At 65.6% G+C, this 1,565-nt stretch carries 2 protein-coding genes; both read right to left on the bottom strand.

From position 1 onward, the window contains the following. On the bottom strand, nucleotides 1–1,071 hold a 1,071-nt coding region (gene fliF / locus AC1DYX_RS31000), incomplete at its 3' end, for a flagellar basal-body MS-ring/collar protein FliF (protein WP_477266045.1). Between the two features lie 15 nt (nucleotides 1,072–1,086). Next, entirely contained in the window at nucleotides 1,087–1,434 is a 348-nt protein-coding gene (gene fliE, locus AC1DYX_RS31005) for a flagellar hook-basal body complex protein FliE (RefSeq protein ID WP_477266047.1), read from the bottom strand. Nucleotides 1,435–1,565: the final 131 nt, after the last annotated feature.

The raw sequence follows: 1,565 nt of genomic DNA on the forward strand, positions 1-1,565 counted from the left end.
GTCGTAGGCGTACTGGCGCGTCGTCGCGTTCTTGCGCGCGCTGCCGTCGTCCGGCGGGGTGGTCGTGGTGCCGGCGGCGCCGTTGGCGGCGTTCGGATCGGCCGGCGGATTGCTCGCCACCGGCGGACGGTTCGACAGCGTGCCCGGCACGCCCAGCGCCATGCGGCTCTTTTCCATTTCCTCGCGCATGGCTTCGCTGGTGACCTTCGGCGCTTCGCCGTACTTCTCCTGCGTTTCCTCGATCTTGTCGTTGTCGACGTCGGCCGTCACGCTGACCTTGAAGTTCTCGGTGCCGAGCACGGGGCCGAGCAGGCCGGCCACGTTGGCGCGCACGTCGTCCTGGTAGCGCTTGGCGGCGGCATCGCCCTGGGCGGCGCCGTCGAAGCCTTCGGTCAGGTCGACGCGCGACGACAGGTAGTTGCCGTTCTGGTCGACCAGCGACACGCGGTTCGGGGCCAGGCCCGCGACGCTGCCCGCGACCATGTTCACGACCGCGGCGATCTGTTCGTTCGACAGCGTGTGGCCCGGCTTTACGCCCACGACGACCGAGGCCGACGACTTGTCGCCGTCGCTGGCGACGAACGACGAGGACTTGGCGATGGCCAGGTGCACGCGTGCCGAGGCGATGGCGTCCAGCGTGAGGATCGATTGCGCCAGCTCGCCTTCCAGGCCGCGGCGGAAGCGCACGTCCTGCACGAACTGCGAGACGCCCAGCGGGTCGTTCTTGTCCATCAGCTCCAGGCCGGCCGGCAGCTGCGCGGTCACGCCCTTGGCGGCCAGCAGCATGCGGACCTTGCCCAGCTGGCCGGTCGGGACCATCACCTGGCCGGAGTCCGGGTGGATGCGGTAGGGCACGTGTTCGGCATCGAGCACGCTCATCATGTCGCTGGCGGCGATTTTCTCGTGGGCGCCGAACACCGGCTTGTAGCCGGCCTGGTCGTTCCACATGAACAGCATGACGGCCGCGGTGATGCCGATGGCCAGCACCAGCATCGGGGTCAGGTTCCTGGCCAGCGCGGGCGGCAGGGCCAGGCGTTTGCCGCCGAGGGCGGTCTTCAGGGTAGCAATCACGTTGGGTTATTCCTGTCAGACGGGCAGCTTGAGCAGCTCGTCGACGGCGCCCATGACTTTGTTGCGGACTTGCATCAGCATCGAGAAGGACAGGTTGGCCTGCTGCGACGACAGCATGGCGCCGACCAGGTCGTCGCTCTTGCCGCTGTCCACCGCTTCCATCTTCTGGTTGGCCACCTGCTGGTCCTGGTCCACGCTGACGAGGGCATTCTTCATGCTCTGCGCGAAGGAGAAGCCGCCGTTGCCGTCGCCCAGCGTCGGGTGGCCGGCATCCATGGCCGGCGTCACGACTCCGAGGCGGTTGGCATCGTTGGTGAGGGCTGCCAGGTCGGCCCGGATCAGGCCGGCAAGTTCAGTTCCCATCGTGTTCATCACTCCCATGCTTAAGTTTGCGGGTTGTAACTTTTCGTAAATGTTGCACCGTCGGCTTTACTTTGCAAACGATACAACTTTTGTTGACTTTTGGAAAATTGTTAAATTTCAGCGTCATACTG

It is taken from the genome of Massilia sp. P2_C2 (assembly GCF_056404615.1).

Bases quoted from the DNA above. Each gene is read 5' to 3' on its own strand.
- fliE (WP_477266047.1), bottom strand. From the start codon at position 1,434: ATGGGAACTGAACTTGCCGGCCTGATCCGGGCCGACCTGGCAGCCCTC.